This is a genomic window from Arthrobacter sp. TJ-270, assembly GCF_058269075.1.
The window spans coordinates 423,022-448,812 of the sequence record NZ_JBZCNB010000001.1 but is presented as its reverse complement, the minus strand read 5'-3'; the positions used below and the strand labels follow the sequence as shown (position 1 = coordinate 448,812).

At 64.1% G+C, this 25,791-nt stretch carries 26 protein-coding genes; 19 read left to right on the top strand and 7 right to left on the bottom strand.

The window, feature by feature from the left end:
- Window positions 1-35: 35 nt before the first annotated feature.
- Entirely contained in the window at window positions 36-4,121 is a 4,086-nt protein-coding gene (locus AC4D2M_RS02090; RefSeq protein ID WP_490889564.1) for a DUF4011 domain-containing protein, read from the top strand.
- A 4-nt stretch (window positions 4,122-4,125) separates the two neighbouring features.
- Here AC4D2M_RS02090 and cpaB read toward each other — a convergent pair whose 3' ends face one another.
- From cpaB to AC4D2M_RS02075, 3 genes are all read right to left on the bottom strand, one after another.
- Window positions 4,126-4,806 carry a Flp pilus assembly protein CpaB gene (gene cpaB / locus AC4D2M_RS02085; protein WP_490889562.1) on the bottom strand — a complete coding sequence of 227 codons (681 nt, stop codon included), beginning with the start codon at window positions 4,804-4,806 and terminating at the stop codon, window positions 4,126-4,128.
- A 137-nt stretch (window positions 4,807-4,943) separates the two neighbouring features.
- Window positions 4,944-5,264, bottom strand: coding sequence for an FmdB family zinc ribbon protein (locus AC4D2M_RS02080; protein ID WP_490889560.1), 321 nt, complete (start codon window positions 5,262-5,264; stop codon window positions 4,944-4,946).
- Between the two features lie 109 nt (window positions 5,265-5,373).
- Window positions 5,374-6,027 (bottom strand): 5-formyltetrahydrofolate cyclo-ligase, encoded by a 654-nt coding sequence (locus tag AC4D2M_RS02075; RefSeq protein ID WP_490889559.1) that lies wholly within the window; start codon window positions 6,025-6,027, stop codon window positions 5,374-5,376.
- 78 nt (window positions 6,028-6,105) lie between these two features.
- Between AC4D2M_RS02075 and galU the strand changes: the two genes are divergently transcribed.
- The 4 genes from galU (at window position 6,106) to AC4D2M_RS02055 (ending at window position 9,848) form a co-directional block, all read left to right on the top strand.
- Window positions 6,106-7,008 (top strand): UTP--glucose-1-phosphate uridylyltransferase GalU, encoded by a 903-nt coding sequence (galU, locus tag AC4D2M_RS02070; protein ID WP_490889557.1) that lies wholly within the window; start codon window positions 6,106-6,108, stop codon window positions 7,006-7,008.
- An 8-nt stretch (window positions 7,009-7,016) separates the two neighbouring features.
- The gene (locus tag AC4D2M_RS02065) at window positions 7,017-7,640 is read left to right on the top strand and encodes a GNAT family N-acetyltransferase (protein WP_490890406.1); all 624 of its coding nucleotides are present in this window, start codon (window positions 7,017-7,019) and stop codon (window positions 7,638-7,640) included.
- 77 nt (window positions 7,641-7,717) lie between these two features.
- Window positions 7,718-8,629: a hypothetical protein gene (locus AC4D2M_RS02060; protein WP_490889556.1), complete on the top strand. Its 912-nt coding sequence runs from the start codon at window positions 7,718-7,720 to the stop codon at window positions 8,627-8,629.
- Between the two features lie 13 nt (window positions 8,630-8,642).
- A complete protein-coding gene (locus AC4D2M_RS02055) occupies window positions 8,643-9,848 on the top strand; it encodes an aminoglycoside phosphotransferase family protein (protein ID WP_490889555.1) in 1,206 nt (401 codons plus the stop codon).
- Window positions 9,849-9,870: 22 nt separating this feature from the next.
- Here AC4D2M_RS02055 and AC4D2M_RS02050 read toward each other — a convergent pair whose 3' ends face one another.
- The gene (locus AC4D2M_RS02050; RefSeq protein ID WP_490889553.1) at window positions 9,871-10,365 is read right to left on the bottom strand and encodes an Lrp/AsnC family transcriptional regulator; all 495 of its coding nucleotides are present in this window, start codon (window positions 10,363-10,365) and stop codon (window positions 9,871-9,873) included.
- Between the two features lie 147 nt (window positions 10,366-10,512).
- Here AC4D2M_RS02050 and AC4D2M_RS02045 point away from each other — a divergent pair, with 147 nt between their 5' ends.
- From AC4D2M_RS02045 to AC4D2M_RS02035, 3 genes are all read left to right on the top strand, one after another.
- Window positions 10,513-11,760: an MFS transporter gene (locus AC4D2M_RS02045; protein WP_490889551.1), complete on the top strand. Its 1,248-nt coding sequence runs from the start codon at window positions 10,513-10,515 to the stop codon at window positions 11,758-11,760.
- 67 nt (window positions 11,761-11,827) lie between these two features.
- Entirely contained in the window at window positions 11,828-12,439 is a 612-nt protein-coding gene (locus tag AC4D2M_RS02040) for a helix-turn-helix domain-containing protein (RefSeq protein ID WP_490889549.1), read from the top strand.
- Between the two features lie 11 nt (window positions 12,440-12,450).
- Complete coding sequence (locus tag AC4D2M_RS02035; RefSeq protein WP_490889547.1) at window positions 12,451-12,645, top strand: hypothetical protein; 195 nt, start codon at window positions 12,451-12,453, stop codon at window positions 12,643-12,645.
- On the opposite strand, the gene AC4D2M_RS02030 is transcribed toward AC4D2M_RS02035, so the two are convergent.
- On the bottom strand, window positions 12,642-13,130 hold the full coding sequence (locus AC4D2M_RS02030; protein WP_490889545.1) for an Lrp/AsnC family transcriptional regulator: 489 nt from the start codon (window positions 13,128-13,130) through the stop codon (window positions 12,642-12,644). The two genes, AC4D2M_RS02035 and AC4D2M_RS02030, sit on opposite strands and share 4 nt — an antisense overlap.
- Window positions 13,131-13,202: 72 nt before the next feature.
- Here AC4D2M_RS02030 and AC4D2M_RS02025 point away from each other — a divergent pair, with 72 nt between their 5' ends.
- From AC4D2M_RS02025 to AC4D2M_RS01985, 9 genes are all read left to right on the top strand, one after another.
- Window positions 13,203-14,165 (top strand): N-acetylglucosamine kinase, encoded by a 963-nt coding sequence (locus AC4D2M_RS02025; RefSeq protein ID WP_490889543.1) that lies wholly within the window; start codon window positions 13,203-13,205, stop codon window positions 14,163-14,165.
- Window positions 14,166-14,186: 21 nt separating this feature from the next.
- Window positions 14,187-14,636 carry an NUDIX hydrolase gene (locus tag AC4D2M_RS02020; RefSeq protein ID WP_490889542.1) on the top strand — a complete coding sequence of 150 codons (450 nt, stop codon included), beginning with the start codon at window positions 14,187-14,189 and terminating at the stop codon, window positions 14,634-14,636.
- Between the two features lie 236 nt (window positions 14,637-14,872).
- Window positions 14,873-15,973 (top strand): ribosome small subunit-dependent GTPase A, encoded by a 1,101-nt coding sequence (gene rsgA, locus AC4D2M_RS02015; RefSeq protein ID WP_490889541.1) that lies wholly within the window; start codon window positions 14,873-14,875, stop codon window positions 15,971-15,973.
- Window positions 15,974-16,206: 233 nt separating this feature from the next.
- The gene (locus AC4D2M_RS02010; RefSeq protein ID WP_490889540.1) at window positions 16,207-17,376 is read left to right on the top strand and encodes an ABC transporter ATP-binding protein; all 1,170 of its coding nucleotides are present in this window, start codon (window positions 16,207-16,209) and stop codon (window positions 17,374-17,376) included.
- A 1-nt stretch (window position 17,377) separates the two neighbouring features.
- Window positions 17,378-18,088: an ABC transporter permease gene (locus tag AC4D2M_RS02005; protein ID WP_490889539.1), complete on the top strand. Its 711-nt coding sequence runs from the start codon at window positions 17,378-17,380 to the stop codon at window positions 18,086-18,088.
- Window positions 18,088-18,837, top strand: coding sequence for an ABC transporter permease (locus tag AC4D2M_RS02000; RefSeq protein WP_490889538.1), 750 nt, complete (start codon window positions 18,088-18,090; stop codon window positions 18,835-18,837). The genes AC4D2M_RS02005 and AC4D2M_RS02000 overlap by 1 nt, the downstream gene beginning before the upstream one ends.
- Window positions 18,834-19,808, top strand: coding sequence for an ABC transporter substrate-binding protein (locus tag AC4D2M_RS01995; RefSeq protein WP_490889537.1), 975 nt, complete (start codon window positions 18,834-18,836; stop codon window positions 19,806-19,808). The genes AC4D2M_RS02000 and AC4D2M_RS01995 overlap by 4 nt, the downstream gene beginning before the upstream one ends.
- A 78-nt stretch (window positions 19,809-19,886) precedes the next feature.
- Entirely contained in the window at window positions 19,887-21,104 is a 1,218-nt protein-coding gene (locus AC4D2M_RS01990) for a pyridoxal phosphate-dependent aminotransferase (protein ID WP_490889536.1), read from the top strand.
- Window positions 21,105-21,139: 35 nt separating this feature from the next.
- A complete protein-coding gene (locus tag AC4D2M_RS01985) occupies window positions 21,140-21,994 on the top strand; it encodes a polyphosphate kinase 2 family protein (RefSeq protein ID WP_490889535.1) in 855 nt (284 codons plus the stop codon).
- A gap of 7 nt (window positions 21,995-22,001) precedes the next feature.
- On the opposite strand, the gene AC4D2M_RS01980 is transcribed toward AC4D2M_RS01985, so the two are convergent.
- Both AC4D2M_RS01980 and xseA read right to left on the bottom strand, forming a co-directional pair.
- Entirely contained in the window at window positions 22,002-22,256 is a 255-nt protein-coding gene (locus AC4D2M_RS01980) for an exodeoxyribonuclease VII small subunit (RefSeq protein ID WP_490889534.1), read from the bottom strand.
- Window positions 22,253-23,569 (bottom strand): exodeoxyribonuclease VII large subunit, encoded by a 1,317-nt coding sequence (xseA, locus tag AC4D2M_RS01975; protein ID WP_490889533.1) that lies wholly within the window; start codon window positions 23,567-23,569, stop codon window positions 22,253-22,255. The genes AC4D2M_RS01980 and xseA overlap by 4 nt, the downstream gene beginning before the upstream one ends.
- Before the next feature lie 192 nt (window positions 23,570-23,761).
- Between xseA and AC4D2M_RS01970 the strand changes: the two genes are divergently transcribed.
- Both AC4D2M_RS01970 and AC4D2M_RS01965 read left to right on the top strand, forming a co-directional pair.
- Complete coding sequence (locus tag AC4D2M_RS01970) at window positions 23,762-24,604, top strand: hypothetical protein (RefSeq protein WP_490889531.1); 843 nt, start codon at window positions 23,762-23,764, stop codon at window positions 24,602-24,604.
- A 97-nt stretch (window positions 24,605-24,701) separates the two neighbouring features.
- Window positions 24,702-25,787 (top strand): 4-hydroxy-3-methylbut-2-enyl diphosphate reductase, encoded by a 1,086-nt coding sequence (locus AC4D2M_RS01965; RefSeq protein ID WP_490889529.1) that lies wholly within the window; start codon window positions 24,702-24,704, stop codon window positions 25,785-25,787.
- Window positions 25,788-25,791 lie beyond the last annotated feature (4 nt).

Sequence of the window (25,791 nt, the reverse complement as noted above, 5' to 3'; positions counted from 1 at the left end):
GCTTGTAGGAGGCAGCGTCGGATAGCTTGGAAGACATGCCTATCTGGTCAAGATCAGGCCGTGAGGCCGCAGGGAAGAGGACAACCGTGCCAGTGCAGGAAGCCGGGGACTCCGCAGAAGATTTCCTGATTCCGTGGCTGCGCAGACTGGGACCGCACGCGGGAACCGATACTCTGCTGCACTTCACGCCTTCGCGTTCCAACAGCATCGATCTCACGCATGCGCACCCGTCGGGTCTCGCGCAGCTTCTGGCCGGCCGTCGGACCCGCCTGTCCACGCTGCTGCGGGATCCCGACCAGTACGCCGCCGCCATGAAGGCCGCACGCCTTCTCCGCGCGAAGGTCTACGAACTCGCCACCGAACGCGGGATCGACGTCGGCTACCTTGCTGCGGGTACCGCGTCCTGGCGCTCCATGGACGACGGCGGCCGCACCGACTCGCTGACGGCGCCGGTCCTGCTGACGTCAGTTTCACTGACGGTGCACAGTTCGCAGGACGATTACGAGCTCCAGCTCACGGAGCATGCGCGCCTCAACCCGGCGCTCGTGCGCACGCTGCACAAGGACCACGGCATCGATTTCGATCCCGACGCCGTTGCGCAGCTCGCCTACAGCACCGCCCGCTTCGATCCGCATCCAGTGCTCGACCGTCTCCGCGCGCTCACCGACAACGTTCGCGGCATGACCATCGAACACCACATTCTCGTCTCGACCTTCGCGGACCTTGCCGACGTCGGCGTTGACACTGCGGTGCGCCCGGAGCACCCGCTGCTGTCCGCTCTGATGGATGCAGCGCGCGAGGGCATCGATGCTCCCTCGGATGCGAAGGCGCCGTCGCGGGATACGCCCCTTGATGACAGGCACCCGTCCACCGAGTTCCTGATCCTCGACGCCGACCCCGGGCAGCAGAGGGTTCTCGACGCCGTCGCCGCCGGTGGCTCCGTCGTGGTGTCCGCTCCTCCAGGAACCGGCCAGACCCAGACGGCGCTGAATGCCGCAGCGGCGCTTGCAGAGCAGGGCAAGAGTGTCCTCGTGGTGGCCGAGCGCCGCGGGACCCTGAACCAGTTCGTGCAGGAACTCGATGCGCTGAACCTCGGCTCCCTCGTGCTGCAGTTGAATGCCAACGGCAACCCTGCGCAGTTGAAGGACCAGCTGGTTCGTGCGATTGTCCGCAACGAGAAAGCCGTGGAGCCCAAGCTGGCGTCGCTGCACGAGACGCTCGTTTCGCACCGCCACAAGCTGCTCGATCATGTCCGCTCGCTGCACAACGTGCGGTCGCGCTGGGGATGCTCGCCGTATCAGGCGATGCAGTCCCTCGCCGAGCTGACGTCCCTGGACCCTGCTCCGGCCACTACCGTACGGCTCAAGCGCAGCGTCATGGACAGCATCCCGAACAGGACGGAACTGACCACGCGGCTCCGTCGTGCAGCTGAACTCGGCGGCTTCAGCAGGGAAGCGACACAGAGCCCCTGGTTCGGTGCCAACCTGCGCAACCGCAAGGAAACCGAACACGCTCACAGCCTTACGGTGGACCTTTCCCGGGACATTCCCTTGCTGCGCGAGAAGGTTCGAGCGGTAGCCGAGCACTCACACATCGAGCTCGGAACCACATTCGAAGAGTGGGGTGAGCAGTTGGATCTGCTGGTCGCTGTGCGCGCCAGCCTCGACAAGTTCACACCGGACATCTTCGACCGGCCGGTCACCGACCTTATTTCCGCAACTGCGCCCTCATCGTGGCGGCGGGAGCGCACCATCGAGATGAGTTCGATGACCCGGTCGCGCCTCCGCAGGGTTGCGAAGGAGTACGTCCGCCCCGGCGTTCATATTTCCGACCTTCATCAGTCCCTCGTCGAGGTGCAGGAGCAGCGCACCCTGTGGACCAGGTATGCAACCACGGAGCGGCATCCCTCGGTGCCCACAGGGCTCGCAGAGATCAACAGCTTCTACCGCACGATCGACTCGAAACTGAAGGAACTCACGTCCATCCTGGCCGGTACTCCCGGCGAGCCCAAGCTCGTCGCGATCCCGCTGGATGAGCTGGTGCTCCGCCTCTCTGACCTGGCACGCGACAAGCAGAGCCTTGCCACGCTCCCCGAGCGCACGCTGCTGCTCGACGAAATGCGCGAGAACGGTCTCGGCGAACTGCTGGACGACCTCGCAGCACGTGAGGTGGGTGCCCGTCAGGTCGGGGGAGAACTTGAGCTGGCGTGGTGGCAGTCCGCCCTCGAGGCGATGATCAGCGGGGACGACTACCTCGCGATGTCCGACGGCGCGAGCCTCCGCACCCTCGAGGCCGAGTACCGGCTCGCCGACAACGCACATGTCGCCTCCGGTGCCAGCCGGATCCGGTGGGCGCTCGCGGAGCGTTGGCGGGCGGCGCTGGAGACCATGCCGGCCGAAGCTGAGCAACTGCGCGGCCTGCTGCGGGAGGGCGAGCCCGGCCTGGACGCCCTCAGTGTCCAGGCCGATGAACTGGTCACCGCGCTGATGCCGGTGTGGGCAGCGAGCCCGCTGGTCCTGTCTCTGGTGCTCCCTGAGGACAAAATGTTCGATGCCGTGATCGTGCTTGACGCGGAGTCGATCTCCCTGCAGTCGGTGGTTCCGGCGCTGGCGCGTTCACGCCAGGTCATTGCCTTCGGTGATGACCGCCTCGGCGGACCGCGTAGCTTCACCGTGTCGGTCGAGGACGAACGCCGCAACACGCCGGAACACCTTCCGAGCGCCTATCGGGCGCTTGCGGCGGTCCTGCCGTCACTGGCGCTGCGGGATGTCTACCGCGGAGCGGACAAGGGGCTCATCACCTTCCTCAGTGAACGTTTCTACGGGAAAGAACTCACACGCCTGCCGTCGGGATCAGAGATCACCGGCACGGAGCGCGCCCTCACCGTCGAGTACCTGCCCAACGGAACCGGCATGCCGAGTTCGGATCACGATGGTGTTGAGAGTGTCGCCGCTGAGGTTACGCGCGTCGTCGATCTGGTCTTCGAACACATTCGGCAGCGGCCGAGCTACTCACTCGCTGTCGTCACGGCAAGCGCCCGCCACGCGCAGCGGGTAGGCGAGGCCGTCCGTCTGTCCATGGCTGATGCTCCCTGGGCTGCGGACTTCTTCAAGCCTGGCAACGAGTCGTTCCGGGTAGTCACGATCGACCGCGCCGCCGGGCTGACCCGGGACTCCGTGATCTTCTCGCTGGGATTCGGGCGGACCCCGCACGGACGGGCCCTGCACAATTTCGGTCCACTGTCTGCTCCGGACGGCCGCGGCAAGTTTGTCGCCGCCATGACTCGTGCACGGTACCGGCTGCATGTTCTCACGTGCTTCCGTCCCGAGGACCTGGATCCCGAGCGGTTGGGGCACGGCGCGCTGGACTTCTACGAACTGCTGCGCCGGGAGCTCTCCGGGGACGCCGAGCAAACCCGGGTTGCCCCGGTGGTGGAGTCCGAAAACGAGGACCCGCTGGTTGCGGACCTGGTGGAACGACTGCGCCATCGCGGTGCCACCGTCCACAGCAATTACGACGGCGCGCTGGACATCGTTGCTGCCTTCAGTTCCAGCCACGCTTCCGGCGCGGACGGCAGTGCACCCTTCCTCTCGCCTGTAGCCATCGAGTCCGACGGATCCGATCGATACCGCGGCCTGACCGTGAGGGAGCGGAGCAGGCTGCGCCCGCAGCTCCTTGAACGGATGGGCTGGCGTTACATGCCGCTGTGGACCATTGAAGTCTTCACTGATCCTGAAGGCTGCGCCGACCGCATATCGGGATATCTTGGTCTTCAACATACTGACCGGCCGAATCCGCGCCGGACTGCACAGGAGCCACCTGCAGGAAACGGGGAGACGATGGGATCGGAAGCAGAGAACAGCCGGGCGAATGAAGAAGACCCGACGGATGACCGCCCCGCTGATCAAGCGGATGAAGGGACATCCGGCGAGGCTGCCGAGCCGGCTGAAGCGGAGGCCTCGGCGGTTGCCCAGCCGAGTTCAGAGGCCACCACCAGTACGGCCCCGCACGGGGACGTCATCCCACAGCATGCGGCGGAGGATGATCCGCGGTCCTGGAATGACCAGGACGGCGACAACGATGAGTGGCTGAAGGAACAGAAGCCTCCACACTGGAGCTAGCAGTTCACTCCTGGCTGCTCGCCGACGTGAGTACAAGGTGAACCTGGCCGGCGCTCGATGCGCCGGCCAGTGCCGCCGCCTCGTCCGGGTTGGCCGCCACGACCACCAGGCCGCCCTCCGCTCCTGACGCGGGCGTGAACGGCCCGGCACCTGGTTGCTCGGACGTCCACAGCACCGGTAGTCCACGGGCCAACACGGTGTTCTTCGCGGAAACCTCAAATCCGTTTCCGGTGCTGAGCACCACATCCACGCGCTGCCCTGCCGAGAGCAGTTGCACCGTGGATGCATCAGCCGGGCGGAGCGGAACCGCGACTGTGCCCTCTGGGCTTCCGGCTAACAGGCCGGCCCCTACAAAAAAGTTCTGGGCCAGGACATCGCCCGCATAGACAGGAGTTGCCAGCTGCTGGCCGGCAACCAGTTCGGGGGACGTGAACGAGTGCTCGGGCACAGCTGCCTCGGGAAGATCGACGATGGCGAGCTGATCCGCGGTGAGGACCGTGCCCACGGGCAGATCTGAAGATGCAGCGACAACCCGCACGGTGGCGGGCTCATGGGGGAGGAGCGCTTCCACGGTCACCCCGGCTGCAGCGCACAGGAGGCCAGCGGCCAGAAGGCGCCTCTTCCGGAAGATGAAGGCTTGGAACCGGCTCTGCAGGTGACTCGGGGTGCGTGATGGCTCACTCATGGATCCAACGATATGAACCCTGCTACGGCGGCACCGTGGGAGTTGGTCCTATGTGGAAAAACCGCCCCGGGAGAACCGGTTGTGCAGGACTACCGGTCCACCCGCGGCGGAAGGTTTCTCCGGAGTGGGTGCGGCGGTTAGGCCGAAGCGGCAGCCGCTGGCGCCGTCGTCGTTCCCCCGGAGGAAGAAGTTGACGACGAAGCCGCTTTGCCGTCGGAACCGGATGAGGTGGAGGAGGGCTTCGCAGAAGAGCTGCTGCCGGTCTCGACGGACGACGACGCAGAGCGGGAGTCTGTGCGGTAGAAGCCGGATCCCTTGAAGACGACACCCACGCTGTTGAACTTCTTGCGCAGTAGGCCCTCGCATTCGGGGCAGACCGTCAGCGAGTCATCAGAGAATGACTGCTGGACATCGAAGGCGTGGCCGCAGTCCCTGCAAGCGTAAGCATATGTAGGCATGGACAATCCTCCTGTGGGAACGCTGTTCGTGGGCGGTCTCGTTGTCTGGGTTTCCCCGGATTTTGGCACTCGACCAGTCCGAGTGCCAATTCTACACTGCTTCTGCCGCTTATGAGGAATGTTCGCCGGGCGCACGGTGCAGGCGGGACGGCGTGAAGGCGCCGTGCAGCGGCATGTCGAGGGGCGTGGTTTCGACATCCCCAGCGGGGAGGATCTCCTCGTCATACAGATAGCCGAGCCTGTCCACGTCGGGCTGTTCGAGAACCAGCTGCGCGAGGAACCGGTCGTAGTACCCGCCACCCTGGCCTATCCTGTTTCCCAGCGCATCCATGGCCAACCCGGGCACCAGCACCAGGCGGAACGGCACCAGTGCCGTGAATTGCTTTCGTTCGCCAACCGGCTCCCAGAGGGGAGCACGAGGGCTTTTCGCCAGCTCGACGCCCGGCTCCCAGCGCACCCAGCTCAGCTGGTACAGCGGTTCACACACCGGTACGACGACGTCGTACCCCGCACTGATCAGGGCCGGCAGCAATTCCTCGGTGCCGGGCTCCGGCGGATCCGAGAGGTACGCCGCAATGGGCCCGGACCTCCTCCCGGGGGCGCTCCGCAACCACGCGAGCACCTGGTCGCTCAGCGCAGCGGCGGCTGACCTGCGGTCACGCTCCGAAAGGGCGCGACGCCGGTTCCGCAATGTGCGGCGCAAGTCTTCCTTGACCGACGAAGGGCTCGGTGAGGGCATCGACGATTGCACGCGGGAATCCATGGTGGCACTGTACAGGGCGTGAGGGCGTGAGAGCGTAGCACTTTCATCGAACAGCAGCCGATTCTGTAGTGTTGTGGCATGACTGAGCGACCAAGAGTTAACAAGGCCGTCATTCCCGCAGCTGGCCTGGGGACGAGGTTCCTGCCGGCCACCAAGGCGATGCCCAAGGAAATGCTTCCGGTTGTGGACCGGCCGGCGATTCAGTATGTGGTCGAAGAGGCCGTCGGCGCCGGCATAAATGACATTCTGATGATCACCGGACGCAACAAGAGGTCCCTCGAGGACCACTTCGACCGGGTGCCGTTCATCGAGCAAACGCTCGAAGCGAAGGGTGATTTCGAGAAGCTGGAGTCTGTGCGCCGCGCCTCCGAGCTCGGTGACATCCACTACCTCCGCCAGGGGGACCCCAAGGGGCTCGGGCACGCAGTGCTGCGCGCTAAGCTCCACGTCGGCTCTGAGCCGTTCGCTGTCCTGCTCGGCGATGACCTGATCGACGAGCGCGACGTTCTGCTTGAGACCATGATCGATGTCCAGGCGAAGACCGGCGGGTCAGTGATCGCCCTGATCGAGGTTGATCCGGATCAGATCAGTGCCTACGGCTGCGCTGACATCTCCGCGCTCGACGATGAGGAATACGTCCGCGTCAACAAGCTCGTCGAAAAGCCCTCCGCTGAGGAAGCCCCGTCGAACCTGGCGGTCATCGGGCGTTACGTCCTGCACCCCCGGGTCTTCGACGTGCTGGAAGAGACAGGTCCAGGACGCGGCGGCGAGATCCAGCTGACGGACGCCCTGCAGACGCTGGCAGCAGCCGATGGTGAGGGTTCCGGCGTGTACGGTGTCGTTTTCCGCGGCCGGCGCTATGACACCGGGGACAAGCTGAGCTACCTGAAGGCCGTGGTCACCCTCTCCTCCGAACGCGAGGACCTTGGTCCTGACCTCAGGAAGTGGCTGCAGGAGTTTACCGGCTCCTTCGACGGCTAACTACTGACATGTGGGGTAGGTTCGCCTGGCCGGTCACCCTCGAGACCGGCAATCTCATCCTTCGTCCGCTTCGACATCGCGACAAGCGCGAATGGATGGAACTGCGTCACCGCAACCTCGACTGGCTCTCGCCCTGGGAGGCGTCCAACCCGGCCCCGGGCGGTTACCTGCCCACGTACCACGAGATGGTGCGTGCGCTGAACGCCCAGGTGCGTTCCGCCAGCGCATTACCGTTCGTGATCGCCGAGCGACCCGAGGGCGGCGGCCGGCCGGCCATGGTCGGCCAACTCACTGTATCCGGGATTGTCTGGGGTTCCGCCCTGACGGCGACGCTTGGGTATTGGGTGGACAAGGAGCGTGCGGGCAGGGGGATCGCACCCACAGCGGTCGCCCTCGCAACGGACTATTGCTTCTGGGAACTCGGCCTGCACCGCATGGAGATCAACATCCGGCCGGAGAATGCGGCAAGCCTTCGGGTCGTCCGGAAGTTGGGATTCCGGGACGAGGGAACCCGCAAGGACTACCTGCATATCGCGGGCTCGTGGGCGGACCATAGATCCTTTGCCCTTACAATCGACGAGGTTCCCGGCGGCCTCCTTCGACGGTGGCAGGAGACTGCGCCGCGGCTCTAGTCAAACTTCTCGATTTCGCGTCGGACACACCGTAGTGAATGAAGGAGCAAAGACGCATCTGCTCTAACGTTTTGTAAGTGGACTTCTCTCTGAACAGCTCAGTTGTACTGGCGGCTATCGTCGGGCTGTGGCTCATTTGGGTTGCTCCGTATCTGCTGCGGAGCCGACAGCCTTTCCCCGTCGCTGGCACCGCGCACATCGCCTTTCCAGCCATCTCATCCGGGGACGCCGTGTTCCAAAGGAGCGTCATGACCATGTCCGCCGCCGACGATTCCCGGTCCGCCTCCGGACCAGCAACCACCGGGCAGGCAGGTGGAGGCTCGACGAGGGTGTTGGGCTCCGCGCAGGGACTGAGGATCCGGTGGGACCGACTCTCCATAGCGCTGGTCGGTGCAGTTGCACTGGCAACGGCGCTGGTTACGTCGGTACTTGCCGTCGTCGGGCTGGTCTCTTCAATCGTTCCGGTGATCGCGCTTGTGCTTGCCATTGCAAGCGTCGCAGTGTTGAGCACGCTCGCACTGCGCGACCGGTCAGGTACGCCGCAGCGGGTCCCTGCCTCAACGGAGGAGACCGTCTCACCGTCGGCCCAGGAGGCTCCGGTGGTACGCCGTCCCACCACCCTCTTCAACGCCGAGGAAGCCGAGGACAGCAGCTCGGATGAAGATAACAGGGACCGCGACGCGGACGCCGCGGTTGCCACCCCCCAGTTCACCGCGGCTGAGTTGCGGGCTGCGGCACTTGCCGTTGCTGCCGAAGCAGGGGAAAAGCCGGTCACCGGCACGCCCTGGCAGCCTGTGGAGGTGCCCAAGCCTACGTATGTTGAGGCTCCGAAAGCTGAGCGGGAAGACCCGGCCCCTCTGGATCTGCCGGAGGCACCCAAGCCCCAGACGAAGACGCCGATCAAGAACAGTGCCGTCGCGCCGACGGTCGAGACGGCTTCTGCGCCCCGGATGAACCTGGACGACATCCTGCAGCGCCGCCGCGCCTAGTTATACGCACGCAGTGCCCGAGGCGGACCAACTCGCACTGCTCGAAGGGCCCGCCATCGGTCCGGCACTCGCCGCGGCAGCGGATCAACTCATCGGTCGGCTGGGTCAGTGGTCACTGCGGAGCCTTCATCATCGCCCCGGTGCAGGGGTCACGGGAATCTACGAGGTGCAGTGCCTTGCGCCGAACGGCCCAGTAACCGGGTTCCTGTGTGTCAGCACGAGGACCGTGGAGGGTGAATTTCCCCGCTCCATGCGATTGCGCGGTCCGGGAGGGATAGCCTTTCTGGCCTGGAGCCATCCCCATGATCCACTGCTGCCTGCGCTGGAATGGGCGTGCGATGCCCGGTCCGTTGGTCCGAAGCTCTTCGGAGTTCGCACCGCCACGCTCACAACCCTCGGTTATCGGCCGATGAGGCGGGCTGTACTGCGGAAGGAGGGGGCAGGGGAGACCCGCTATGTGAAGGTATTGCCGCGCGGCCGTGCCTGGCCCCTGCGCCGCCGGCACGAGCTGTTGCATGAAGCGGGGATCCCGGTTCCGCGGCCGGCCGGGCCGCGGGATCGGGACGTCGTCGTAACCCTGCCGGCGTCGGGAACACCGCTTGCCCAGCGGTTGATGCTGAATGGCGCAAGGGAGCTCGAACCGCAGGTTCTGATTGATCTGCTCGACCGTTTCCCGAAGGCGGCGTGCGAGCTGCCGGCAAGACTGCCCTGGTCTGCACGGGTCCGCGACTACGCGAGGGCTGCCATCGCTGCGCTTCCCTCGGAATCGGTGCGGATTGCAGCGCTCGCGTCGCGGGTTGAGGAACTTAGCCGGACGGCGCCTGCCGGACCGGTGGTCGCGACGCACGGCGACTTCTATGAGGGGAACCTCCTGGTTTCCGGTGGCCAGGTCACTGGGGTGCTCGATCTCGACGGCGTCGGTCCGGGGCATATGGTGGACGATTTGGGCTGCTTTCTTGCCCACCTTGCTGTCCTGCCGGAGGTGGACGACCGCTATCACCACACTCCGGCGGCCGTGGCGCGGTACCAAGAGGCATTCGCAGGACGGGTGGATCCGACGGCGCTGCGCGCCCGGGCTGCAGGCGTGGCGCTGACGCTCATCGCGGGAGCGAGAAACCCGGGACAGAACCAGTCCGACGACGGCTGGCGGGCTGGTGCACGCAGCAGGCTGCTGGTGGCCGAAAGCTTCCTGACGCCGGGAGCTGGCCAGGACGGCTGAGTTTCGAGACCTTCCTCCCAGGTCATCCTTCGGACTGCTGCTTGCCCTGTGACTTCTCCGCCAGCAACCGGTCAAGCAGGGGCTCAACGCGGTAGGGAATGTGCTCGTGCAGTGCCAGCACGGTTTCCGTCCGGATCACGCCCTTGATGCGCAGGATCGACCGGAGGGCCGACTGCAGGTGATGCGTATCCTTCGCCGCTACCCGGCACCAGACGTCGCCCCTGCCCGAGATCTCATGGACTTCGAGTACCTGCTCCAGCGTGCGCAGCGCTGAGATGACACCGTCCAGTTCCCGGTGCGTGACCTCGATCGTGACGAACGCGACGACGTCGTAATCCAGGCGCGCGAGGTCCAGTTCCCGTCCGCTCGGGCGGAGAAGACCCGACCGAAACAGCCTCTGCATTCTCGCCTGGGCGGTGTTGCGTGCCATGCCGAGCGTCTCGCTGAGCTGCCTGACCTGCGAGCGCGGGTCGCGGACAAGCTCGCGCAGGAGACGAATGTCTGTTCGGTCCAACATGCACAACTCCTCGTTCAGCCCATCGGGGAGTGGGATGTCCCTCGAATATTGAGCACGATGATCAGGCCAGGCCCGATAGGACTTCCACAGTAACCCGCAGACCTCACTATGAATAGTAAGAATGGTAAGTATCTCCGGAAGGTGAGCATGAGCGTCATCAGCGAATTGCGTATGCGGCCTGCTCCCGTGCAGTCTCCCCGCTGGGATGCCTCCGTCCGCACCCGGCTGGGCCTCGCCGTCGTCGTGATGGCCACCCTGCTCGTTGGGGCGAATCTTGCGACTCCGCTCTACCCGCTCATTCGCGCCGATCTTGGCCTGAGTGCTTTCGATACGACGGCAGCCTTCGCTGCGTACGTCTTCACTCTCGTTGCCGGGCTGCTCCTGGTTGGCCACTGGTCGGACCATATCGGGCGGCGCGCGGCGCTCGTTCTCGCGGTTCTGACCGGTGTGCTCGGAGCTCTGGTATTCGGCAGTGCAACATCGCTTCCGATGTTGGTGCTCGGCCGCTGCCTCCAGGGTGCGGCAGTAGCATGCGCTACGGGAGCCAGTTCTGCTGCGTTGCGCGACCTATTGCCTCTCCGTCCGGAGTGGGCATCACGCTTCACGCTTGTGGCCTCGGCCGGGGGAGTTGCGGCGGGACCGATCGTGGGTGGGCTGCTGTCACTGCTGCCCGAACCGACCCGGCTCCCGTTCGCCCTTTATGCCGTGTTCCTGGGGCTGCTCCTGATTCCGCTGGTACTGCTCGATGCCCGACCGGCGAGCAAGCCGGCGCCACCGGTCCGGCCGCTGTCCGCGTTGAAGCCGCGCCGTCCCGCGGTGTCCCGAACTGCGCGCAGGGCGTTCTGGTCTGCGGCGATCGTTGGCTTCCTCAGTTTCGCCGTATTCGGTTTCTCGCTCAGCCTCGCGCCGACGTACCTCACAGGTATGGCAGGCGAGTTGAGTCGACCACTCGTGGGCCTGTTTTCCGGACTGGTGCTGGCGGCTTCGGCGGCAAGCCAGCTGTTCCCGCAGAACAGTGCACGCCCAACGGTATCCGGTGTGTCCGGTCTGCTCGTTATGGCAGGCGGTGTAGCGCTGATTCCGGCCGCGGGCAGTGTCGGCAGTGTCCCGCTCCTCATTGCGGCCCTGGTCATCGCAGGGGTAGGCCAGGGGGTCGCCTTCCGCACCGTCTTCAGCGCGGTGGCGCAGCAGGTTGAAGGATCCCAGCATGCACAGATCATCAGCACCGTCTATGTGATCACCTATCTGGGAAGTGCTGTTCCTGTGCTCGGCTTGGGCCTGACGGCAGATGCGCTCGGCCTCACAGCAGCGGTCACGGTCTTCGCCGTGATGGTTGCGACGGCGTGCGTGGTTATGGCCCTTTTCCTCTGGCGAAGTGTCCGAGTGAGCCGTTGAGAAATAGCAAAGAATAGTTTGCAAACAAAGCGTTGCAAAGATAGCTTTGCAGGACTATTCTTTCTGCATGGAGTCAGCAAAGCCGAACGATCGCACCGTCGATCTCAACGCGCTGAAGGCGCTAACGCATCCGCTCAGGATCCAGCTCCTCAACGCGCTGTCACAGTTCGGGCCGCAGACTGCCAGTGCGCTCGCCGCCCGGCTCGGGGAATCGAGCGGTTCCACCAGCTACCACCTGCGACAGCTGGCCAGGCACGAGCTGGTTCGCGAAGTAGAAGGCCGAGGATCAGCGCGCGAGCGCTGGTGGGAGCGCCCGCCGGGCGCCCTCAACCTCTACTCCAGTGAGATGGCAAAGGATCCCGGGACACGGGATGTCGCCGCCATAGTCAATCGGGAATTCAGCCACAACCGAGCGGCGCTCCTTGAGGACTACATGGAGCGCGGCGCGCTCGTGCTGCCGGAGGAGTGGCTCGATGCCTCAGTCATTTCAACCATCAACGCGCGGCTCACAGCAGATCAGTTGGCTGAACTGTCCACTGAGCTGATGCGCCTTGCACGCGACCTCTTCGAAAAGTACCGTCCGGACGGAGCCGATTCGCCGGACGCCAAGGCGGTGCAGATCCATTTGAATACTTTCCCGATTATCCAGGGCCAGTTCGCCGAGCCCGCTTCCCGATAAGAACCCACACCATGACCACGCTCACCAGCCTGTGCCCACCGGTTCGACCCTCCGGGTTCGACGCCCTGCTCATCGTCGTCGGCCGCTGGCTTGTCACCACGGGCGAGCGGCTCGCCGCACAGGAACACGCCATCATCAACCACAGTGCCCACGAGGACCGGCTCCGCGACGGAGCGGCCCTGCGCCATTCGGGACTCTGGCCCTAGTCGGAGCCGGGAAGCAGTCCCGCATTGCCTTCCATACGATTGAAGACCAGTGTTGTTTCCGTATGCCCCACAACCGGGTCCGTGGTGAGGTAGTCCAGGACCCAGTCCCTCAACGCTTCGGTGTCCGCAACCGCGAGGTGGATGAGATAGTCCACCGCGCCGGAGACATGGAACGTAGCCACCACTTCGGGCAGGGCGGGCACCCGTGAGGTGAACCTGTCAATCTCCTCGCGGTTGTGGCCTTTCAGCTGTACGGAGATCAGCGCCTGCACTGCACGCCCGATCGAAGCAAGGTTCAGTTCGGCGTGATAGCCGGTGATGACTCCGCGCTCGGTGAGCTGGCGTGTCCGCAGTAACGCCGTGGAGGGCGCAACGCCGACCTTCTCGGCAAGCTGCGCATTGGTGATCCGCGCGTCTGCCAGCAGTTCCTGGACGATTCGACGGTCTACCGGATCAAGTCCGTCCGGTTTGCCACTGTTCGCCATGCGGGTGCTCCTGCTTCGCTGGTGTCCTGCGGGATTCCTCCAGCCTACCGGCGGGTGCGTAACCTTGTGCTCATGGCAAACATTCCGCACGGGAATACCTCGAATCGCGATCCTGGGAATCCGGACAGTGCACAGGGCGCTGCAGCGTCGGAAGGTGCCGCCGACGTCGTCGGTCTTGATATCGGCGGCACCAAGACCCATGGGGTGCGGTGGAGTGCGGGGGAAGTGGTTGCCGAAGCGAAGAGCGGAAGCGCCAATGTCCAGAACGTCACGCCGGAGGAAGCTGCCCGGAACCTAGCTGAACTCTTCACCGCGCTGGGCGGTGAGATAGACCGCGTGGTGGCTGGGTCCGGCGGCGTGGACACCGACGACGACGCCGACGCCCTGCGCCGGTTGATCGGACGGCAGACGCCGAACGCCCGGATCGACGTAGTCCATGACACGCGTCTGATTCTCGCTGCGGGCGCTGCCTCAACCGGCATTGCGGTGATCGCAGGCACCGGATCCGTGGCCTGGGGGGTGGACAGCGAAGGTCGCCAGGCACGTTCCGGAGGCTGGGGATACCTGCTCGGCGACGAGGGCAGCGGCTACTGGGTGGGAAGGGAAGCGGTGCGGGCCACGCTCCATCGATTCAACCGCGCAGAGCCGCTCGGCATTCTGGGTGAGTCTGTCCTGCAGTCAAACGGGGTGCAGCGCCCTGAAGAGCTCATTGCCCAGTTCCACGGAGCATCGGGCAGACGCTACTGGGCCGGGCAGGCGCATCTGGTCTTCAAGGCGGCCGAGGCGGGAGATGATGTCGCGCAACGGATCATCGAGAACGGCGCACGCCATCTGTGCGGGCTGGTGAACGACGTCGCCTCTGTTCTCGGCATCCATGGACCCGTCATCATCGGCGGCGGTCTTGCTGTTCATCAGTCGAAACTGCAGGAACTTCTGATTGAGGGGCTGGCGCAGGACGGATTCGGTGAGGTGCGGTTCCTCACCGCGGATCCTGTCTACGGCGTGGACTACCTGCTGCGAACCGGCGGCCTGTAACCCGCGTCTAGACTGGCTTTCATGGCGCAGGAGTGGGATACCCGGGTAGGTGCGTACGCCGTCGTCGTAAGGGATGGAATGATCCTGCTGGCGCACTGGAATGAGCACGGACGGAAGGGCTGGACGCTGCCCGGTGGCGGGCTCGAGCTGGGCGAGGACGCCCCGACCGCCGCAGTCCGTGAGGTACTCGAGGAGACCGGCTACGTCGTCCAACTCGATGAGCTCCTGGGGGTGGACAGCCTGCACATCCGTCCGGAGGACCGCCTGAACCAATCGGGCCGGCCCCTGCATGCGCTGCGGATCGTCTACCGTGCGCATGCCGTCTCAGGCCGGCTCGTCCATGAACTTGACGGGTCCACCGATGAAGCGGCGTGGATTCCGCTGGCCGACGTGCCCTCGCTGAGCCGCGTGGACCTCGTGGATAAAGCGATCCGCCTCTCTTATCAAAGTCCCAGCCGGGCGCTACTATAAAACTCTTCCGTTCGAGGCCCAGACCAGCCGGGCACTCGATCTGATCGCCTTTGGCGCCGGAGGGGGTGACGTTATGAACACGGTTCTTGTTGCTGCGCTTTGCCCAACAACTGCATGCACGACAACTGCATGCACGACAACTTTCTTCGTAACCCCCGCCTCCCGCCTGCGATCACACTGACCCCGTTTCCTGCGGTTCTTCAAGACGGGCGGAGGCCTTGCCTGAGGACTTCCCCTTGAACACTCTTGCCGAGTACGGATTCACCGACCGCATCCGCGGTCTCTTCTCCCTTTCTTTTCCACCGACCGTCCCAACATCTGAAAACCCACCATCCGAAAACAAGCACCTGGAACCCGCCCGCGTAGTCCGAGCCGACCGCGGACGGGTACTGCTCACCACGGGCAGCGGTCCGCTGCACGTGGAGACCGACGGCACAGTTGTGACCGGCGACTGGGTGGCGCTCGCACGCAACAACGACGACGGCGCGTCGCCGCCCTCCGTCGTCGGAATCCTGCCGCGCTACTCGACTCTGCAGCGCAAGAAAGCGCACGATCCGCTGTCCGAACCTCAGATTCTCGGCGTCAACATCGACCTTGTCGGGGTGGCGGTCCCGATCGACCGTCCACTCTCGGCCAACCGGCTGGAGCGAACCCTGGTTGCCGCCTGGGACTCCGGCGCGGTGCCGATTGTCATCCTGACGAAAGCCGATCTGAGCACCCGGTTCGATGAAGTCGTGGCCCAGACCGTCGAGCGTGCCCGCGGGGTGGGAGTCTTCACTACGTCCGCCGAGGCAGGTGACGGCCTGGACGCACTGCGGGCGCGGATTGGCATCGGGACCACGCTGGCGCTGATCGGTCCATCCGGGGCGGGTAAGTCGACGCTGATCAACGCGCTCGTCGGGTTCCATGCCCAGAGCACCGGAGAGGTGCGAGCGGGTGATGGAAAGGGGCGGCATACAACGACGGCGCGGGAACTCATTCCGCTCGGCGCGGGCTCTGTCCTGTTGGACACGCCGGGCGTCCGAGGGTTCGCCCTGTGGGACGCCGAGGAAGGGCTGGAGGTGGTCTTCGGCGATATAGAGGCACTGTTCGCGGGCTGCCGATTCAACGATTGTGCCCACGATGCTGAGCCGGGGTGTGCTGTCCGGGCCGCGCTCGACGCCGGCGAACTCGAGGAGCGCCGCTGGCTCAGCTATCGCAAGATGCAGCGCGAACTGGCCAGTCTTCACCGGCGGCAAAGCGTCGCGGAGCAGCGCCGGTACGGACGGTCCTTCCACCGCATGGCGAAGGAGGCTGTCATGGCCAAGGACTACCGCAACCGATTTTTGGAGGGATGAGGATCGCCCGCGCTGCCTCCACCAACGGCCTGGGAAAGGCGTGAACCGGTTCCGTGCTAACGATTCGAGACAAAGTTCAGATCCGGGCCATACATGCGCTTGTGCGGAACGAACGCCTAGCTAGACTCGACAGGACGATGGCCCCGCTGAGCGTTTCGAACCTGCCGGGCGCACAGGATCGCTACGGAGCGGCCACGCGGCCGAACCTGACGTCGATGAAAGGTATAACTTCCATGACTGGCGAAACTTCGGTCCCTGTCGAGGGCAGCCCGAACTCCAAGGCGATGATTCAGTTCCGCAACGTCTCAAAGCACTATGGCAGTGGGGCCGCTGCCGTCGAGGATCTCAGCATGGACATCGATCGCGGAGCGATCACGGTCCTCGTGGGCCCCTCAGGCTGCGGCAAGACCACGTCCCTGCGGATGATCAACCGCATGGTGGAGCCTACCTCCGGCTCGATCATCGTCGACGGTCAGGACATCGGGCGGCAGCGCGCTTCGGAGCTGCGGCGTTCCATGGGATACGTCATGCAGTCTTCCGGCCTGCTGCCGCACCGCACCGTGCTGGACAACATCATGACCGTGCCCCGGCTGAATGGCGTGCCGAAGTCGACCGCGGGGAAGCGCGCGGCTGAACTCCTGGATGTCGTCGGGCTGGCTCCGGCGTTGGGGAAGCGGTACCCGGGACAGTTGTCAGGCGGTCAGCAGCAGCGTGTAGGGGTGGCACGCGCGCTCGCGGCAGACCCGCCGATCCTGCTGATGGACGAGCCCTTCAGCGCCGTCGACCCGGTGGTGCGTCACGAACTGCAGGAGGAACTGCTGCGGCTCCAGCGCGATCTAGCCAAAACTATCGTCTTCGTCACCCATGACATCGACGAAGCGACCGTGCTCGGTGACAAGGTTGCAGTCTTCGCCACGGGCGGGCGGCTGGCCCAGTACGCGGCGCCCGAAGAAATCCTGCGCGCGCCGGTGGATGATTTCGTGGCCGGCTTCGTCGGCAGGGACCGCGGTTTCCGCCGCCTGTCTTTCCAGCCCGGCGACAGCGTGCCCGTCCACCCGGTCGAAACCGTGAGGGTGAGCAGGCTCGGGGATTCGAGCGTCACAGTTGATTCCTCATGGACGCTGGCTGTAGACGACGACGGACGTCCACAGGGGTGGGTGCCGCAGGCCATGCGCCACAGCATTCGCTCGGCCGGCGACCTCGTGCCCGGCGGGTCCCTCTACCGGCGCGGCGACTCGCTGCGCAGGGCCCTCGATGCCGCGTTGTCAGCGCCATCCGGGCTCGGCGTGACCGTCGATGACGACGGCCGGGTGCTCGGGGCGGTCCAGGCGGCCGAGGTGCTTGAGCTCATTGAGGAAGCACGCCTGAACCGCGGTCGCGCCGACCACAACACGGCGGTCTGACGTGGAGTGGTTCATCGACAACTTCTCCTACATCGCGGAGCTGACGGGATACCACCTGATCCAGGCGATCCTTCCCTTGGTGTTCGGTGTTGCCATCGCCGTTCCCGTGGCGCAGGCAGCAAGGCTCAACAAACCGCTTGGGGGAGTGATACTCACAACTTCCGCCCTGCTGTATACCGTGCCTTCGCTGGCGATGTTCGTCCTGCTGCCGCTGATTCTCGGCACGCGGGTCCTCGACATGGTGAACGTCATCGTCGCGCTGACCATCTACGCAGTGGCGCTGCTGGTTCGCTCAACCCTGGATGCGCTCAACTCAATTGACGACGGCGTCCGTCAGGCCGCGGTAGCGATGGGGTTCACGCCGCTGCGCCGTTTCCTCACCGTGGATCTCCCGCTATCCGTGCCCGTCCTGTTTGCAGGTCTGCGGGTCATTTCGGTGACCAACATATCGCTGGTCAGTGTGGGAGCCCTGATCGGCATTCCGAGTCTCGGAACACTGTTCACTGACGGTCTGTTCCGATCCTTCCCGACGCCGATCGTGATCGGGATCGTGGTGACGCTGGTGCTGGCCCTGATCATGGACCTGCTGCTGGTGCTGCTCGAACGGATGCTTACACCCTGGACGCGCACGGTGAAGACGCCCGGTCCAATGGCCCTGACGAATGACGCGAACCTCGCGGCTGACGCCTCACGGGCAGGAAAAGTCACCTGATGGATTACTCGAGCAGCAATCTCCTTATCCAGATGTACGAGTGGCTCACCTTCCCACCGAACTGGAGCGGAGCGAGGGGAATCCCGGTCCGGATCGTCGAACACCTGGGCTATACCGGACTCACTATTCTGATCGCCGCCGCCATCGCAGTGCCGATCGGCATGTTGGTAGGGCACACCGGCAGGGGCCGGATCGTCATAGTCTCGGGCGTCGGAATCCTGCGCGCGCTCCCTACACTCGGCATGCTGATTCTCTTCGTACTACTTGCGGGCCTCGGACTGATGCCGCCCATTTGGGCGCTCGTGCTGCTCGCGATTCCCCCCATCCTCGCGGGGGTGTACGCCGGAATTTCCTCGGTGAACCCGGCGGTAGTGGACGCAGCCCGCAGCATGGGTATGACTGAACTGCAAGTGCTGTTCCGGGTTGAATTGCCGAATGGACTACAGGTGATTCTCGGCGGTTTTCGCGCAGCTGTGCTGCAGGTCGTGGCAACCGCCGCCGTCGTCGCCTTCATCAACCTCGGAGGGTTGGGGGTCTTCCTCATCGAGGGCACCCAGCTGCGTGACAACGGACGCCTTTTCGGGGGCGCCGTGGTGATCGCCGTCGTCGCCATCGCCGTCGACGGCGTTATGGCGCTGCTTCAACGATTTGCTGTATCGCCGGGCCTGCGGACATCCCGAGTACCGGCGGAACCGACAAAGACCGGTGGGCAGGAAGCCCACGTCAGTTCACAAGGAGGAACACCATGATCACAACATCTATGCGCAGCTTCCGGCGCGGCCTACTCGGGATGACCGCCGGGTTGTCCGTGGCGCTTGCCATGACAGGCTGCGGTGCGAATTCAGACCCACAGGGGGGAACCGAGACTGAAGCAACCGGGGGCAGCAGCAGTGGACCACTGACTGTCGGCTCGGCCGACTTCCCTGAAAGCCAGATAGTCGCCGAGATTTATGCCGGCGCGCTCAACGGAGCGGGCATCGAAGCTGACACCCAGCTCAACATCGGTTCGCGCGAGATCTACTTCACCGCCGTCGTCGACGGATCAGTCGATATTGTCCCCGACTACAGCGGCAATCTGCTCCTCTTCGCCGATCCGGAAGCGACCGCTGAATCAGCTGAAGACATCATGGCGGCGCTGCCTGACGCGCTGGCTGCCAACTCGCCGGACGCGAACCTGGGCGTACTGGAAGCCTCGTCAGCCGAGAACAAGGACGCCATGGTGGTCACCGCTGCCACGGCTGAGGAGTATGGACTGGCCTCAATCGAGGACATGGCTGCCGTCTGTGACGAACTCGTCATCGGTGCACCGAGCACCTTCGCCGAGCGCGCGTATGGCCTGCCCGGCCTGCAGGAAAATTACGACTGCGTTCCGAAGTCCTTCGAGGCAATCAACGACGGCGGTGGCGCAGTGACGCTCGAAGCACTGCTGAACGACACCATCCAGGTCGCCGACATCTACACCACCACGCCGTCGATTGCTGATAACGACCTTGTAGTGCTGGAAGACCCCGCGAACAACTTCATCGCACAGCAGGTCGTTCCTCTCGTTAACCTGGACACCGTTGGTGAAGATGCGCGGGCGGTTCTCAATGAGGTCTCCAGCATGCTCACCACGGAGGACCTGATTGACCTCAACCGCGAAGTGAGCGGCGACGAAAAGCGCAACCCCGCCGACGCCGCTGCTGACTGGCTTGAGGAAAACGGCTTGGCCGGCGAGTAGCATCCTGCAGCCCGGGCCAGTCCCGTTGCCTTGATCACAATGTGAGGGGGCGGGCCCGGGCTATGGCATTCTTTGTTAATGGCCGATTTCAAGCAATCAGACAAGCTGCATAACGTCCTCTACGACATCCGGGGGCCGCTGCTTGAGCATGCCAAGCGCATGGAAGCGGAAGGCCACCGCATCCTGAAGCTGAATATCGGCAATCCGGCGCCGTTCGGTTTCGAGGCGCCCGATGCAATCCTCGTCGACATGATCCGCCACCTCCCGAAGGCGCAGGGCTACAGCGATTCGCGCGGGATCTTCTCTGCGCGCACCGCAGTGGTCCAGTACTACCAAAGCCGCGCAATCCAGAACATCGATGTTGACGACGTCTACCTCGGGAACGGCGTCAGCGAGCTGATCACGCTGTCCCTGCAGGCGCTTCTGAATAACGGGGAAGAGGTCCTGGTACCGACGCCGGACTACCCGCTCTGGACAGCATCAGTCAGCCTGGCCGGCGGAACCGCAGTGCATTACCTGTGTGACGAGAGCAATTCCTGGTGGCCGGACGTCGAGGACATCGAGTCGAAGATCAACCCGCAGACCCGGGGCATCGTACTGATCAACCCGAACAATCCCACGGGTGCCGTGTACCCTCGCTCGGTGATCGAGCAGATTGTGGACCTTGCCCGCCGCCACGACCTCATCATCTTCGCGGACGAGATCTACGAGAAGATCCTGTACGACGACGCCGTCCATGTGAACGCCGCGTCGGTGACTGGCGACGACGTCCTTTGCCTGACCTTCAGTGGATTGTCCAAGGCTTATCGCATCGCGGGTTTCCGTAGCGGCTGGATGGCCATCTCCGGGCCCAAGCATCGTGCTGCGGACTACATTGAGGGCATCAACCTGCTGGCGAACATGCGTCTTTGCGCTAATGTGCCCGCGCAGCACGCTATTCAGACTGCTCTCGGCGGGTACCAGAGCATCAATGACCTCATCCTGCCGGGAGGACGGCTCCGTGAGCAGCGGGACAAGGCCTACGAGTTGCTCAACGCCATCCCGGGAGTTTCCTGTGAACTGGCGCAGGGCGCACTGTATCTCTTCCCGCGACTTGATCCAGAGGTCTACCCGATCAAGAACGATGAGCAGTTCGCGCTGGACCTGCTTAAGCAGCAGAAAATCCTGATTTCGCACGGCACTGCGTTCAACTGGATCAATCCGGATCACTTCCGCATGGTTACACTGCCGAGCGTCAAGGACATTGAGGACGCGATCGGTCGCCTCGCGGAGTTCCTCAGCACGTACAAGCCCTGACCGGCACCCTAAGCGCATCTCAACGAGGAGGACCCATGCACGTTGTTCCCGAATTCAGCGTTTCTCCCACCAAGTTGCTTCTCGCAGGGCCTGATATCGACCTTGCGCTCATCGATCCTGCTTCCACGCCGGGATTCGATGGTGGGAAGCAGGACGGGAAGGCACGGCTAGCTGCGGGCACGAAGGAGCTGTCCGAATTGCAGGAGAAGCTCTTCGCGGAGAGCCGTTTCGGCAGTGCGATTTCTGTGCTGTTGATCCTGCAAGCCATGGACACCGCGGGCAAGGGCGGAATTGTCCGACACGTCGTGGGGGCCGTGGATCCGCAGGGGGTTCAGCATCACGCCTTCAAGGCTCCCACCGAGGAGGAGAATAGACACGACTTCCTCTGGCGGGTGCGGAGGGAGCTACCCGGCCCCGGAATGATCGGTGTTTTTGACCGGTCGCACTATGAAGACGTCCTGATCCACAGAGTGCGCAAGCTCGCCGAGCCGGCGGTTCTTGAGGAACGGTATGGGCAAATCCGGGAATTTGAGGCAGGCCTCCAGAATTCCGGAACCCGTGTGATCAAGGTGATGCTCCACCTGAGCAAGGACGAGCAGAAGGAACGTTTGGCCAAGCGGCTGGAACGCAAGGACAAGCACTGGAAGTACAACCCGGGCGACCTGGCCGAGCGCGCTCTGTGGGATGAATACCAGCACGCCTACCAGATAGCCATCGAACAGACGAGCACCCCGGACGCGCCGTGGTTCGTGGTGCCCGCGGATCACAAGTGGTACGCGCGGATAGCCGTCCAGCAGTTACTGACCGATACCCTTGCCGACATGCAGCTCAGTTGGCCGAAAGCCACGTTCGACGTGGCCGCTGAGAAAGCCAAGCTAGCGGCTACCTGAGGGACATTCAGTCCTGCGGCGTGCCCTGGGGCTCGGTCTGGTCCCGCGCTGCGGCGAGGCGCTTTCGGGCTCCCTCGAGCCATTGTTCGCAATGGTCGGCGAGAGACTCGCCGCGTTCCCACAGCGCAAGTGACTGCTCAAGGCTGACTCCGCCCGCCTCCAGCTGGCTCACTACTTTGACCAGCTGTTCGCGCGCCTCCTCGTAGCTCAGGTCTGCCACTTCTGTGGCGGGAGGGGTGACGTTCGTCGCGTTCTCGGTCATATCTGGTCCTTACTCTGGGATGATCCCGGGATCGATTCCGATCGGGCGCTAAGTCTTCCGCCGGCAACCCTGATGGCCAACAGAGACTCCGGAGGCGCCTGATCAGGGCTCCTCACCACTTCGCCGTGCTCGTTCTGTACCACCGCATATCCGCGGTCGAGGGTGTTCTGGGGTGAGAGCGACCGCACGTGCGCGCGAAGGTGGGACACGCGATCAGCTTCCCTGGCGACTGCGCCCTCTATTGCCATGGTGCTGCGGTTGCGGAGCCGTACGAGGTCCTCATGACGGACGCTCACCATTCCGGCGGGTTGGGCAAGGACGGGACGCGACCGCAGATGCGCCAGCCGCTCCGTTTCGCGCGCCATGAGCTGGTCCACGCAGCGTGAAAGCTGCGCCCGCGCCTGGCGGATACGCTGCAGTTCTTCGGTGACATCGGGCACAACCCGTTTTGCGGCGTCCGTGGGGGTGGACGCCCGGAGGTCTGCGACGTCGTCCAGCAGTGGATGATCGGCCTCGTGGCCGATCGCGCTGACTACGGGCGTGGTGGCCGCCGATACAGCCCGCACGAGGTCCTCGTTGCTGAAGGCAAGAAGGTCCTCCAGGGACCCGCCGCCGCGGGCGATGATGATGACATCGACTTCCGGCATCCGATCAAGTTCCGCCAGTGCCGAGCGGATCTGCGCGACAGCGTTCACTCCCTGAACGGCGACCTGGCGAATCTCAAACTCCACGGCGGGCCAGCGCAGGCGCGCGTTCCGGAGAACGTCATTTTCGGCGTCCGAATCCCGCCCCGTAATGAGCCCGATTCGATGCGGCAGAGCCGGAAGCGGACGTTTGCGGTGAGCTGCGAAGAGTCCTTCAGCTGCAAGCGCCTGGCGAAGACGTTCGATCCGCGCGAGCAGATCCCCCAGGCCGACGGGACGGATGTCCCACGCCTGCATCGACAGGCGTCCGGTCTTGACCCAGAAGTCCGCCTTCAGCCGGGCGACAACCCGGGAACCACGCTCCAGCGGCATAGCAAGACGATCCATGACACTGCCCCAAACGGTCAGCGACAGGGAAATCTCGGCGTCGACATCGCGCAGGGTGACGAAGCACATTGTCCCCCGCTTATTGAGCTCGATGACCTGTCCTTCGACCCAGGCGGCAGGGGCCCGCTCGATGTGGGCCTTCAGCTTCTCGGAGAGCACGTGAAGCGGCCAGGGATGATCAGCGGAAGTTTCAGCCGCCGTCTCCGGAAGGGTAGAGGGATCGCCAGGGCCGGGCGGGTCAGCTGCGACCACGGTGCCCTGTTGCGCGCCGTCGTGGTTCATGAATTACCGCATCCTCCCGATACAACCTGCTCTACTGGTTAATGTTTATCAGGTGCCCCTGACATCGGCGGTACCGGATGCGCCGATGTGCAGGAGCAGAACACCGCGAAAAGGTTCGCGGCCGGGGTTCCTGCACACGCATGAATCCTGCAGGCATAATCGTAGGACCGTCGATCAAAGGAGCGGGAGCTGATGAGAACAGCCGCCTCGGCCTTCTTCGTCCTATTTGCCTTGGTGCTCGGCGCTGTGGCCCTGCCCAGCGCCTGGATCGCTTTCAACGTGGTCGCTGAAGAGGGGTTTGTGGATCTCGCCGCGCCTCTCGCCGATGACGCGGAATTCACCGGCGCACTCGCTGAAACAATGTCCGAAGAGGCAGCTGCCGGGGTTGAACTGCCTTTCGGAATGACCGACATGGTCCAGCCCCTCCTGAGGGACGTAATGGAAGGCATCACCCAACAGCCCGAGTTCGATGAGGCGTGGCAGGAGACACTCCGCCGGTCGCATGCCATCACCTTCACGGACGAGGGGCAAACAACGAACGAGCCCGGGTCTTCCCCGCTTTTCATTTTTGATGTCACGCCGCTCGTAGAGCTGATGACTGCTGAAATTGGTGGTCAATTCGGCATCGACGTCCCCGCATCCAAGCAGACGCTTCTGGAAGTCGGCGACACGGACCAGTTCGACCTCGTGGATCGGGCCGAAACGGCCGCAGAGCTGTGGCCGGCGCTGGCAATCGCCTCCTTGGTGGGTGCACTGCTTGCGCTCGCCCTGGCGCGCCGTCGCAGCACTGCGCTCGCCGTCCTCGGTCTCGGAGTTCTGCTTGTCGGAGCCGGGTGGTGGCTCGCCGCCGGCTTCGGGCCAGAGTTGGCGAACCAGGGCACTGGGGGAGTCGACGTGGCGGATACTTTCAGGGACGTGTTCATTGCGCGCGCAGTCAGCGACTTCCAGGAATGGTGCCTTGCCGCCTCAGCTGCCGGGATACTGCTGATGGTTGCAGGCATCGTCGGCCGGCTGTTGATCGGCTCACGCAGGTAGGTCACCAACCCCGCTGACCCGCCGCATCCCCTCGGCTCTCAGCGGACAGCTGCCCGCCCCCGCCGAACCGGCGTGTCTGGGCCGTTAGCATGGAGATATGTCCACCACAGCTGTATCGGTACCCATGCCCTCGGTGCCCCGCAAGCGTCGCTCACCGGAAGAAGTGCACGCTGCCGCGCCGGTTGCCGGACCGCGCAGGGTCCTCCTGGCAGCGCCCCGCGGATACTGTGCGGGAGTTGACCGCGCAGTCATCGCCGTCGAGAAGGCGCTGGCCCATTACGGCCCGCCGGTATACGTGCGCAAGCAGATTGTCCATAACCTCCACGTGGTGTCCACGCTGGAAGGGAAGGGTGCGATCTTTGTCGAAGAGAACGACGAGGTTCCCGAAGGAGCACTTGTCGTGTTCTCGGCGCACGGTGTCTCCCCGGCAGTGGTTCGCTCTGCGGAGGAGCGGAATCTGCGGACCATCGACGCGACGTGCCCGCTAGTGACGAAGGTCCACCGTGAGGCAGTGCGATTCGCACGGGACGATTTCGACATCCTGCTGATCGGTCATGACGGTCACGAGGAAGTGGAAGGGACCGCTGGAGAAGCCCCCGACCATATCCAGATTGTGAATGGGCCCGAAGATGTGGACAAGGTCATTGTCCGTGATCCTGACAGGGTGATTTGGCTCTCGCAGACCACACTCAGCGTTGACGAAACGATGGAGACGGTGGCGCTGTTGAAGGAACGGTTTCCGACGCTGCAGGATCCTCCCAGCGACGACATCTGTTACGCCACCTCCAACCGTCAGGCGGCGATCAAGAAGATTGCACCCGACGCTGACCTCGTCATTGTGGTGGGGTCGGCGAACTCGTCCAACTCAGTGCGGCTGGTCGAAGTAGCGCTCGAGTACGGCGCATCGGCTTCACACCGGGTGGACTTCGCCAACGAAGTGGATGAATCCTGGTTCGAAGGAGTTTCAACAGTCGGCGTTACATCCGGCGCGTCCGTTCCGGAGAACCTGGTACAGGATGTTTTGAGACTGCTCGCCGACTATGGATACGCGGACGTCGAAGAAGTGGTGACGGCTGAGGAAGACATCATCTTCTCGCTGCCGAAAGAAATCCGTGCGGCGCTCAAAGCCATGGGGGATCCCTCCAGCGGGCTGGGTGGACGCGGGCAGCGCCTGACCTCCTGAACTG

Bases quoted from the DNA above. Each gene is read 5' to 3' on its own strand.
- AC4D2M_RS02090 (WP_490889564.1), top strand. From the start codon at position 36: ATGCCTATCTGGTCAAGATCAGGCCGTGAGGCCGCAGGGAAGAGGACA.
- cpaB (WP_490889562.1), bottom strand. From the start codon at position 4,806: ATGAGTGAGCCATCACGCACCCCGAGTCACCTGCAGAGCCGGTTCCAA.
- AC4D2M_RS02080 (WP_490889560.1), bottom strand. From the start codon at position 5,264: ATGCCTACATATGCTTACGCTTGCAGGGACTGCGGCCACGCCTTCGAT.
- AC4D2M_RS02075 (WP_490889559.1), bottom strand. From the start codon at position 6,027: ATGGATTCCCGCGTGCAATCGTCGATGCCCTCACCGAGCCCTTCGTCG.
- galU (WP_490889557.1), top strand. From the start codon at position 6,106: ATGACTGAGCGACCAAGAGTTAACAAGGCCGTCATTCCCGCAGCTGGC.
- AC4D2M_RS02065 (WP_490890406.1), top strand. From the start codon at position 7,017: ATGTGGGGTAGGTTCGCCTGGCCGGTCACCCTCGAGACCGGCAATCTC.
- AC4D2M_RS02050 (WP_490889553.1), bottom strand. From the start codon at position 10,365: ATGTTGGACCGAACAGACATTCGTCTCCTGCGCGAGCTTGTCCGCGAC.
- AC4D2M_RS02045 (WP_490889551.1), top strand. From the start codon at position 10,513: ATGAGCGTCATCAGCGAATTGCGTATGCGGCCTGCTCCCGTGCAGTCT.
- AC4D2M_RS02040 (WP_490889549.1), top strand. From the start codon at position 11,828: ATGGAGTCAGCAAAGCCGAACGATCGCACCGTCGATCTCAACGCGCTG.
- AC4D2M_RS02035 (WP_490889547.1), top strand. From the start codon at position 12,451: ATGACCACGCTCACCAGCCTGTGCCCACCGGTTCGACCCTCCGGGTTC.
- AC4D2M_RS02030 (WP_490889545.1), bottom strand. From the start codon at position 13,130: ATGGCGAACAGTGGCAAACCGGACGGACTTGATCCGGTAGACCGTCGA.
- AC4D2M_RS02025 (WP_490889543.1), top strand. From the start codon at position 13,203: ATGGCAAACATTCCGCACGGGAATACCTCGAATCGCGATCCTGGGAAT.
- AC4D2M_RS02020 (WP_490889542.1), top strand. From the start codon at position 14,187: ATGGCGCAGGAGTGGGATACCCGGGTAGGTGCGTACGCCGTCGTCGTA.
- AC4D2M_RS02010 (WP_490889540.1), top strand. From the start codon at position 16,207: ATGACTGGCGAAACTTCGGTCCCTGTCGAGGGCAGCCCGAACTCCAAG.
- AC4D2M_RS02000 (WP_490889538.1), top strand. From the start codon at position 18,088: ATGGATTACTCGAGCAGCAATCTCCTTATCCAGATGTACGAGTGGCTC.
- AC4D2M_RS01995 (WP_490889537.1), top strand. From the start codon at position 18,834: ATGATCACAACATCTATGCGCAGCTTCCGGCGCGGCCTACTCGGGATG.
- AC4D2M_RS01990 (WP_490889536.1), top strand. From the start codon at position 19,887: ATGGCCGATTTCAAGCAATCAGACAAGCTGCATAACGTCCTCTACGAC.
- AC4D2M_RS01985 (WP_490889535.1), top strand. From the start codon at position 21,140: ATGCACGTTGTTCCCGAATTCAGCGTTTCTCCCACCAAGTTGCTTCTC.
- AC4D2M_RS01980 (WP_490889534.1), bottom strand. From the start codon at position 22,256: ATGACCGAGAACGCGACGAACGTCACCCCTCCCGCCACAGAAGTGGCA.
- xseA (WP_490889533.1), bottom strand. From the start codon at position 23,569: ATGAACCACGACGGCGCGCAACAGGGCACCGTGGTCGCAGCTGACCCG.
- AC4D2M_RS01970 (WP_490889531.1), top strand. From the start codon at position 23,762: ATGAGAACAGCCGCCTCGGCCTTCTTCGTCCTATTTGCCTTGGTGCTC.
- AC4D2M_RS01965 (WP_490889529.1), top strand. From the start codon at position 24,702: ATGTCCACCACAGCTGTATCGGTACCCATGCCCTCGGTGCCCCGCAAG.